This is a genomic window from Microbacterium pullorum (genome assembly GCF_014836535.1).
GTDB classification, from domain to species: Bacteria; Actinomycetota; Actinomycetes; order Actinomycetales; family Microbacteriaceae; genus Microbacterium; species Microbacterium pullorum.
Genome location: NZ_JACSQP010000003.1, coordinates 188,030 through 196,955 on the forward strand (window position 1 = coordinate 188,030; position 8,926 = coordinate 196,955).

The window sequence follows — 8,926 nt, forward strand, 5'->3', positions numbered from 1 at the left end:
AGCCCCAGTTCCCGGCGGTCCAGCGGAGCATGGTCGCGAACGTCTGCGGGGCGCATAAGACCGGCCAGCGCGACGAGATCTCCGAGGTGGCGTTGCCGGTACGAGTCCAGCGGCACGGTAAAGACTGCGGACTACGCGACTATCGCGCCCCAACAGTGAAGGTCGACTGCATGCGCTTGCGGGAGCTTGGCATGCCGCAGTCCTGGGAACCGCAACCCGGCACGGCTGCTTCCACTGGGCGTACACAGATGCGCTTACGATGGCGCAGACGGCTCTGGTGCCGACTTCACCTTGTATCTTCCGAGCCCTGACTCCGGGCGGTCGTTCTCCCCAGCCCGCCGCCATCGATCTGGATGACATTCGCGAGGATAGGGAAATGGAGCGATTTCGATGAGACGGCGACCCCTACCTGCGGCGACTGCCCTCGTGGTCCTGGTGTCATCACTCGCGGGATGCGGGTCGAATCAAGGGGGCGACGTGAATGGCGCAGACATCAACCTCAGCCTCGAAGATGCGAAAGCCGCAGCAATGGCGATGGAGCTCGAGCTCGCATCGATGGTGCCCAGCGACCAGACCGAAGCAATCGAGCAACTCCCGAAGGGCGCTCTGATCGGGTGTGGCGATGCGGAACGCTCGGTGCAGTGGTCGGGGCGAACGGACGTCGTCACCAGCGGCCCAGTCGACGTCGAAGGTGTCGTCGACGCGATCGTCGCGGAATATGCCGTTCGCGACGATTACGACGCGGAGCGTGCAGACACCTCGTTCGGCCCCAGAGCGTATGTGACGGGGCACCACGGCGCCGGGTACCTCGTACACGAGAGTGCCGACGGCAGCCGGATCGAGTTCATCTCGTTCTCGCCCTGCTTCATCCTCCCCGAAGGAGAATCGGGCGCCGGCGCTTACTGAGCACCACCGGCAACAGCGACTTCACCATCCCCGCCCCGGCAGAGCTCGTTTCCCACCTCCTAGAGGAGAACTCGCCAGCGCACGGGCCATTCCTCCGCCCGAAGCGCACCGTGCGTGAACCGATGTCCGCCGGTGCGCGGATCAAGGTACGACAAAGTCGGTTGAGGACCTTTCGCGCGGCGCACGCGGCCAGCGCTGCCCCGTACACCGGGCTGCTGGTGGCTCAGACGATGCTCGAGAACACCATCAACCGGGGGCTGAAGCTCCACCACGTCATCGGCGACCGCGCGTACCTCCCCGGGGAGAGAGGCTGACCTCCAGAACTACCTTCGGGTAGCTGGCGCGAAGCTCGTCACGGACTACGATAAGACCTTCCTCGGTCACCAGGACAGCTTCGCCGGCGCCATCATGGTCGACGGCAACTGGCACTGCGCCTCGATAGCGCAGAGGCTCATCGACGCGAGCGCGCGATATCGCCAGGGAAGACGGCTCGCGACGGCGCCTTCGTGGTTCCCCACCGCAATGCTTCCTCGCGACGCTGGCCGTCGTAGCAGCAAGCCTCGACAAGATCATGCACGACGAAGCTGGCATCGAAGTCCCACGCACCAAGCAACGGAAGCCTCGTCACAGCTCGCCCCAGCAGCGCGTTACGCACCAGCGCGGTCGAGGACGACGCAACCCGGTCCGCACATAGTCCGCGGATTCAACGCACCGACTAGATCACCGGCTCGAAGATCGGCGCCAGCACCGACGGGGTGGTGGAGCAGCCGATGGGCGGCACGCACGGCGTACTGGCCGAAATCTCCAGCTCGGACATGAGTACCCAGAGGTAGCGGCGAGATGGTGGCGCGCTCGAGATACAGGATGTCCGTTGCGCGTTCTACGAGGTGTGCTTGCCCGACGCACCCTTCCATGCCATTTCATGAGCGTCGAGGTAGCTGTTCAGGAGTGCAGCAATCTCAGCGCCTCGCCTGCGGGTGCACATGGTCTCGGGCAGGCTCCGACCATGGCCGCTCGTGCGGGTGTAGTCCAGCATCCGGAGCCAGAGATTGGTCCAGCCGTTGCCGCCACTCTGGAGATTCCAGAAGCCGATGTACTCGAGATCCACGAAAGCCTGAACATCGCGCAGGCGGATCTTCGTCGTGCGGAGGTAACTGCGGACCACGAGGATTTCGTCATCGGCGCAGGCACGGATTCGGAATGACAGGAAGGCCACGACCGTCGCCGGCACGCCAACCAAGAAACTCAACACATTTCCGGACTCCGAGAAGACCAGCGCAGACAAGCCGATGGAGACGGCAGCGAGGGTCACACTCATGACGCGCGGCACGCGGCCAATGGGCCGCAAGGCCCTGTTGAGATCGTCGACAAGCGCCACCTGAGCGCTAGAGGGCGTAGGCATGCGCGCGTCCCCTCGATCTGTAACTGGTGGACCTTGGGGCAGCCCCCGTCGACCTGTTCACGGTTGGTCCGAACGAGACTTCAACAGCAGTGCCTGCCATATTCCCAACAGCCTGCCGCGATACCGCGTGCGTTGAACCTGCGAACGAACCCTTGGTTGTAAGACGACCGGCTCACAGCGACTCCACCGCTTCGTGCGCGAGAGGGTCCATCCGCACATCCCACCGCGCCAGCAGACCAACGAAACGCGAAACGCCGCCTGATTCAGGCGGCGTTTCTTCATTCTTGGAGGTTCCGCGTACGAGTCTTCACCCGTTCCGCGTACAACCCAAAGTGCCCCCGACAGGAGTCGAACCTGCGACCTACGGTACCGGAAACCGGCGCTCTATCCACTGAGCTACGGAGGCGTACCGATCGAGACTATCACCGCCCGAGGGACGCTCCGTGCCGCGGCATCCGCCCGCGTCACTCGGTGCTGACCAGCTTGAGCCCGACGATGCAGCCCACGAGCCCCAGGATGAGCAGGAACTTCACGATCGAGAAGTCCTCGTCACCGGTGACCATCGCGTAGACGACGGTGATGGATGCCCCGATGCCGACCCACACCGCATATGCGGTGCCGGTGGAGATGTCGCGCATCGCCCAGGCGAGGCCGCCCATGCTCATCACCAGCGCGACGCCGAACACGACCGATGGCCAGAGCTTCGTGAAGCCCTCCGATTTGCCGAGCGCCGTCGCCCAGACGGCCTCCAGCACTCCCGACACGATGAGAACGATCCACGCCATGACACGGCCCTCCGTGGCCAGTCTTGTCGCTCACCGGGTACTGAACCCTCGTCCGGGGATCCGGTCGGGATCCGTCGTCGATGCTACCGCGCAGCGCCCGGCCGCGCGCCCTGTCCGCGCGCACGCGAGCCGGCCGGTCCCCGCGCACAATGTCGCCAATCCGCACCCGAACCCGGCCGCGGGGCCCACTCCGGGCCGTCACCGGGCCGGATCAGCGACGTTGTGCGCCGACCCGGCGCGCGACATAGCCCGCGCCGCGCGTCAGGGCGAGACGAAGAAGATCGCGTCCAGCAGCCCCGGGTTGTGGGCGTGCACGAGCACCGCGAACACCACCGCGTCGAACAGCAGGTGCACCGTGACGACGTAGGCCAGCGAGCGCGTCTTCAGGAAGATGTAGCCCTGCAGCAGCGCGAACGGGATGGTCAGCGCCGGCCCCCACGCGCGGTAGCCGAGCTCCCACAGGAACGAGACGAACACGATCGCCTGCAGCACGTTGGCCGACACATCGGCGAAGTGGCGGCGCAGCAGCGCGAACACGGTGCAGATGAAGAACAGCTCGTCCCAGATGCCGACGGCCCCCACTCCGACGAACAGGCGTGCGATGAGGTCGGGGGTGTCCACGACCGGCCAGTTCATGTAGACGCCGGAGGTGATGAAGTAGAAGGGCAGGATCAGCCAGCCGAGCACCAGCACGAGCACGAGCCACACCCACTGGAACATCGTCCAGCGCCCGCCGCCTCGCCAGGGGAACGAGATGGCCCGGTCGCGATAGACCCACCGCGACACGACGTACGGCACCACGACCGCGCCGCCGAGCGCGAGGGTGAATCGCACCATCGCGGCGTTGTCGAGCTCGGCTTTGAGGTCGATGAGGCTGACGATGACGAGGCCCGCGGCGATGAGCGACAGGTCGCGCACGAGCGAGGGCGGGCGCACGGCGGATGCCGTGGGCGCAGCGGGGTTCGCCCGCGCGCGCTCCACGACCGCCGCGACGACAAGCCCCGCCACCAGCAGCGCCCAGCCGAGCCACGGCAGCAGCAACACGTAGAACGCCGGCGCGGCCAGGCACACCAGCAGCGCCGGCACGGTGGCGAGCGAGACGTGAGGTCGTACCGGCGCGACCGCCGTCTTCACGAGCGGGCCTTGCGGCGGTACGCGAGGTCGCGGATGTCGCGGCCCTTCGCCGTGCCCTTGCGCTCGAAGGCGGTGACGATCCGGCCGTCGAACCGTGGCGCCCACTCCCCCTCGAATGCGGGCTCGAAGTCGGCGGCATCGGCCATCACGGCCCGCATCTGCAGCGCGTAGTCCTCCCAGTCGGTCGCCAGCCGCAGCACGCCACCGTCACGCAGCGCACGCGCTGCGAGCGTCGGGAACGGCGGCGCCACGAGGCGACGCTTGGTGTGCTTCTTCTTGTGCCACGGGTCGGGGAAGAACACCCACAGTTCGTCGACCGAGGCCTCCGGCAGCAGATGCTCGAGCACCTCGGGGGCGTTGGCCTCGACCACGCGGAGGTTGCGCGCACCGACGCGATCGGCGTCGAGCATGGTGCGCGCGAGCCCCGCCTTGAAGACCTCGACCGCGAGGAAGTCGGCGTCGGGCCGGGCGGATGCCGCGTGCACGATGGCGTGCCCCTGCCCCGAGCCGATCTCGACGATGAGCGGCGCGTCGCGCCCGAACACCGCGGCCGGGTCGATCTCGGATCCGGCGCGCACGCTCGTGGTGGCGCCGTCACGCGGCACCGGCAGCGCGTAGTGCGCGGCCAGTTCGCTCCAGGCGCACTCCTGCGCTTCGGACATGCGACCGCTGCGGCGCACGAAGGAGACCGTGCGCTTGCGGAACACGGCGTCGTCGGAGGCGGTCGGGTCCGCGTCGGGCTCAGGATCCGGCATGTCCCCAGGCTACCGGGGCTCCCCACCCGCACGCGCGCCGGGGGTCACCCCTCCTGCGTCACGAAGTCGATGAGCTGCTCCACGGGCCCGAGCAGCGCCGGGTCGAGGTCGCGGAAGGTGTGCACGCTCCCGAGGATCCGCTGCCACGCCCGCGCGATGTCGGCCTGCTCCTCGGCCGGCCAGCCCAGTGCCCGGCAGACGCCGGTCTTCCAGTCGGTGCCGCGCGGCACCGTGGGCCAGGCGGGGATTCCGACGGCGCGGGGGGTCACGCACTCCCAGACATCCACGTGGGGGTGGCCGACCACCAGCACGTGCGCACCGTGGGGCCCTCGGGCGACGGCATCCGCGATGCGCTGCTCCTTCGAACCCGGCACGAGATGATCCACCAGCACGCCGTAGCGGCGCTGGGGCCCCGGCGGCTCGGCGCGGAGGGCCTCGTCGAGCAGGTCGATGCCCTCGAGGTACTCCACGACCACGCCTTCGACGCGGAGGTCGGCACCCCACACCTTCTCGACGAGCTCGGCGTCGTGGCGGCCTTCGACGAGGATGCGACTGGCCCGCGCGACCCTGGCCCGCTCTTCGGGGGCGGCGAAGGATCCGGATGCCGTGCGCGTGCGCGGCTTCGGTGCGGCGCTGGGTGCCACGAGGCGCACCGGCTCGCCGTCGATGAGGAAGCCGCCGCCGAGGGGGAACTGCCGCCGCCGCCCGACACGATCCTCGAGCTCCACGAGCCCCGACTGGCTGCCGGTGACCGCGCCGCAGAACCCGTCGTCGGCCACCTCCACCACGAGGTCGCGCGCTGCCGCGACGTCGGGGATGCGGCGTCGCCCGGCGCTGCGCCACCCTGCGGCGAGCACGTCGCCGCCGTATCGATCATCCATGAGGCCTCCGGGGGTCAGAGCGTACCCGCCGCCGCCGACACCGCCATCCCCGACCCGCCGCGCGCGAGCCGGTGAGGTCTCATCGGTACCTCACAGCCGGTGAACTATCGCCGGTTCACGGCCTCTGAATAGACTCGGGAAGAGGTGCCCGAAGGGCCCTCGGAAGGGGACACGATGCGCAGGCGCTGGGCCATGGTGCTCACGACCGTTCTGGCGGTGCTCATGTCGGCGGGTGCGATGACGGCATCGGCGACCGACCCGGTGCAGCTCGGATCGTCCCACGTCACCGACCAGGCCGGCGCGCTCAGCCCCGGCCAGCTCTCGGGCGCCGAGGACCGCCTGGCGGGCCTGTACGACGCGACGGGGGTCGACCTGTTCGTCGTGCTGGTGGACGAGTTCACCGACCCGTCGAACAGCCAGGAGTGGGCGGATGCCACCGCCCTCGGCAACGGCCTAGGGCAGAAGCAGTATCTGCTGGCCATCGCCACCGAGGGCCGGCAGTACTACATCTCCGCCGACGACGGCGGGCCCCTCAGCGAGGCCGACCTCGCCGCGACGGAGGAAGCCATGCTGCCGCTGCTGCGCGACGACGACTACAGCGGCGCGATCCAGCTGGCCGCCGACCGTTTCCAGCGGGACCTCACGAGTTCCGGCGGCGGCGCGTGGCTGTGGATCGTGCTCGGCATCGCCGTGGTGGGCGTCGTCGTCTTCATCGTCGTGCGATCCCGCCGACGTGGCGGCTCCCCCGGCCCGAAGGCCGAGCCCATCGAGCAGATCCCCCCCGAACACCTCGCCCGGCGGGCAGCGGCGGCGCTCGTCGCCGCCGACGATGCGGTGCGCACGAGCGAGCAGGAGCTCGGCTTCGCGCGGGCGCAGTTCGGTGACGCCGCGACGGTGGAGTTCGAGCAGGCGCTGACGGCGGCCAAGGAGAACCTCCAGAAGGCCTTCACGCTGCGCCAGCAGCTCGACGACGCCGAGCCCGACACCGAGCAGCAGACGCGCCAGTGGCACACCGAGATCCTGCGGCTGTGCGAAGAGGCGGACGCGAACCTCGACGAGAAGGCCGCCGACTTCGACGAACTGCGCAAGCTCGAGCAGAACGCTCCCGAGGCGCTCGCCCGCGTGCAGGAGCAGCGCACCACCGTCACCGGCTCCCTCGATGCCGCGGCGGCGACGCTGCAGACCCTGCGCGCAACGTACGCGCCCGAAGCGCTCGCCACGATCGCCGACAACCCCGAGCAGGCCCGCGAGCGACTCGCGTTCGCCGACGAACAGCTCGCCCACGCCGCCGACGCGGTCGCGGCGGGCGACGGCGGGGCCGCGGCCGTCAGCATCCGCGCCGCCGAAGAGGCCGTCGGGCAGGCGAGACTGCTGGCGGATGCCATCGGGCGCCTGGCCGCCGACCTCACCCAGGGCGAGAAGGATGCCGCCGCCCTCATCGCCGACCTCGAACAGGACATCGCCGTCGCCGGCGCACTTCCCGACCCCGACGGTCAGGTCGCCGCGGCCGTCGCCGCGACGCGGCAGCAGGTCGACACGGCCCGCACGAACCTCGCCTCCACGGCGAAACGGCCGCTGGTGACGCTGCAGGCGCTGGAAGCCGCCAACTCCCGCATCGACGGCGTCGTCGCCGCAGTGCGCGACAGCCAGGCCCGCGCGCAGCGCGCCCGCCAGCTGCTCGGCCAGCAGCTCACGCAGGCGCAGGCGCAGGTCTCGGCCGCCGAGGACTACATCACCGCACGTCGCGGTGCCGTGGGCGCGCAGGCGCGCACCCGGCTCGCCGAAGCCGGCGCCGCCCTCGTGCAGGCGCGCCAGCTCGAGCAGACCGCGCCCGAGCAGGCGCTCCCCCTCGCCCAGCGCGCCAACCAGCTCGCCGCGCAGGCGATCCAGGACGCCCAGACCGACGTCGGCGGATTCGGCGGCGGGGGCTTCGGTGGCGGCAGCAGCGGCGGTGGCGGCAACGGCATGCTCGGCGCCGTGCTCGGCGGTATCGTGATCAACTCGCTGCTCAGCGGCGGCGGCCGAAGCGGTCCGATGGGCGGCTTCGGCGGCGGCTTCGGCGGCGGCTTCAGCGGCGGCGGAAGTCGGGGCCGCAGCGGCGGCGGCAGCTTCCGCTCCGGAAGTTTCGGCGGCGGGGGCACCCGCGGCCGTCGCGGAGGGGGGCGCTTCTGATCCTCCGGGCCCGCCGCACCGCGGCATCCCAGACCACCACACGTCATCTTGATAGGAAGGCAGCACCCATGGCAAAGCAGTCCATCTTCGGTCGCATCTCGACCCTCATGAAGGCGAACATCAACGCTCTCCTCGACTCGGCCGAGGACCCGCAGAAGATGCTCGACCAGCTCGTGCGCGACTACACCAACTCCATCGCCGAGGCGGAGTCGGCCATCGCCGAGACGATCGGCAACCTGCGTCTGCTCGAGCGCGACCACCAGGAGGACGTGCAGGCGGCGACCGAATGGGGCAACAAGGCCCTCGCCGCCAGCCGCAAGGCCGACCAGCTGCGCACCGCCGGCAACCTCGCCGACGCCGACAAGTTCGACAACCTCGCCAAGATCGCGCTGCAGCGCCAGATCAGCGAGGAGAACGAGGCGCGCGCCATCGCCCCGACCATCGCCACGCAGTCCGAGATCGTCGAGAAGCTCAAGGACGGCCTCAACGGCATGAAGGGCAAGCTCGAGCAGCTGAAGTCGAAGCGCTCCGAGCTGCTCGCCCGCGCGAAGACGGCCGAGGCCCAGAACAAGGTGCACGACGCCGTGCGGTCGATCGACGTACTCGACCCCACGAGCGAACTGGGCCGCTTCGAGGACAAGGTGCGTCGCCAGGAGGCACTGGCTGCCGGCAAGCAGGAGCTCGCGGCCTCGAGCATCGACGCGCAGTTCAACCAGCTCGAGGACGTCGGGGAACTCACCGAAGTCGAGGCTCGCCTGGCCGCGCTGAAGTCGGGCGCCCCGGCGAAGGCCATCGACCCCGGGGTCTGATCGCCGCACGCCGCACGCCGCACGGGCGTCGCCCCCCCGGGGGGGCGCCCCGGGGCGGTGCCGGCGGGGGGCCCGGGGGGCC

General features: G+C 69.7%; 9 protein-coding genes, 1 tRNA gene and 1 riboswitch. Of the genes, 4 read left to right on the forward strand and 6 right to left on the reverse strand.

The genetic code is table 11. From position 1 onward, the window contains the following. Positions 1-477 precede the first annotated feature (477 nt). Together H9651_RS05775 and H9651_RS05780 are read left to right on the forward strand one after the other, a co-directional pair. Complete coding sequence (locus tag H9651_RS05775; RefSeq protein WP_191718261.1) at positions 478-906, forward strand: hypothetical protein; 429 nt, start codon at positions 478-480, stop codon at positions 904-906. 161 nt (positions 907-1,067) lie between these two features. Further along, positions 1,068-1,220 (forward strand): hypothetical protein, encoded by a 153-nt coding sequence (locus tag H9651_RS05780; protein WP_191718263.1) that lies wholly within the window; start codon positions 1,068-1,070, stop codon positions 1,218-1,220. Between the two features lie 566 nt (positions 1,221-1,786). Here H9651_RS05780 and H9651_RS05785 read toward each other — a convergent pair. The 6 genes from H9651_RS05785 to H9651_RS05810 all read right to left on the reverse strand — a co-directional run bounded on the left by H9651_RS05785 (position 1,787) and on the right by H9651_RS05810 (position 5,863). After that, positions 1,787-2,284, reverse strand: a complete 498-nt coding sequence (locus H9651_RS05785) for a hypothetical protein (RefSeq protein ID WP_191718265.1) — start codon at positions 2,282-2,284, stop codon at positions 1,787-1,789. 357 nt (positions 2,285-2,641) lie between these two features. Then, positions 2,642-2,714 (reverse strand) — tRNA-Arg (locus tag H9651_RS05790). Between the two features lie 58 nt (positions 2,715-2,772). After that, complete coding sequence (locus H9651_RS05795; RefSeq protein WP_191718267.1) at positions 2,773-3,093, reverse strand: DMT family transporter; 321 nt, start codon at positions 3,091-3,093, stop codon at positions 2,773-2,775. A gap of 12 nt (positions 3,094-3,105) precedes the next feature. Then, positions 3,106-3,170: riboswitch (guanidine-III (ykkC-III) riboswitch) on the reverse strand. A gap of 184 nt (positions 3,171-3,354) precedes the next feature. After that, positions 3,355-4,227: a CPBP family intramembrane glutamic endopeptidase gene (locus tag H9651_RS05800; RefSeq protein ID WP_191718268.1), complete on the reverse strand. Its 873-nt coding sequence runs from the start codon at positions 4,225-4,227 to the stop codon at positions 3,355-3,357. Then, positions 4,224-4,982 (reverse strand): tRNA (guanosine(46)-N7)-methyltransferase TrmB, encoded by a 759-nt coding sequence (gene trmB, locus H9651_RS05805; protein WP_191718270.1) that lies wholly within the window; start codon positions 4,980-4,982, stop codon positions 4,224-4,226. The genes H9651_RS05800 and trmB overlap by 4 nt, the downstream gene beginning before the upstream one ends. A 44-nt stretch (positions 4,983-5,026) precedes the next feature. Next, positions 5,027-5,863, reverse strand: a complete 837-nt coding sequence (locus H9651_RS05810) for a DUF3097 domain-containing protein (RefSeq protein WP_191718271.1) — start codon at positions 5,861-5,863, stop codon at positions 5,027-5,029. A gap of 192 nt (positions 5,864-6,055) precedes the next feature. On the opposite strand from H9651_RS05810, the gene H9651_RS05815 reads away from it, so the two are divergent. Together H9651_RS05815 and H9651_RS05820 are read left to right on the forward strand one after the other, a co-directional pair. Further along, a complete protein-coding gene (locus H9651_RS05815) occupies positions 6,056-8,035 on the forward strand; it encodes a TPM domain-containing protein (protein ID WP_225216425.1) in 1,980 nt (659 codons plus the stop codon). Positions 8,036-8,103: 68 nt separating this feature from the next. After that, positions 8,104-8,844, forward strand: coding sequence for a PspA/IM30 family protein (locus H9651_RS05820; RefSeq protein WP_191718274.1), 741 nt, complete (start codon positions 8,104-8,106; stop codon positions 8,842-8,844). Positions 8,845-8,926: the final 82 nt, after the last annotated feature.

Coding starts and splice junctions, on each gene's coding strand:
- H9651_RS05795 (WP_191718267.1), bottom strand. CDS start 3,093: ATGGCGTGGATCGTTCTCATCGTGTCGGGAGTGCTGGAGGCCGTCTGG.
- trmB (WP_191718270.1), bottom strand. CDS start 4,982: ATGCCGGATCCTGAGCCCGACGCGGACCCGACCGCCTCCGACGACGCC.
- H9651_RS05810 (WP_191718271.1), bottom strand. CDS start 5,863: ATGGATGATCGATACGGCGGCGACGTGCTCGCCGCAGGGTGGCGCAGC.
- H9651_RS05815 (WP_225216425.1), top strand. CDS start 6,056: ATGGTGCTCACGACCGTTCTGGCGGTGCTCATGTCGGCGGGTGCGATG.
- H9651_RS05820 (WP_191718274.1), top strand. CDS start 8,104: ATGGCAAAGCAGTCCATCTTCGGTCGCATCTCGACCCTCATGAAGGCG.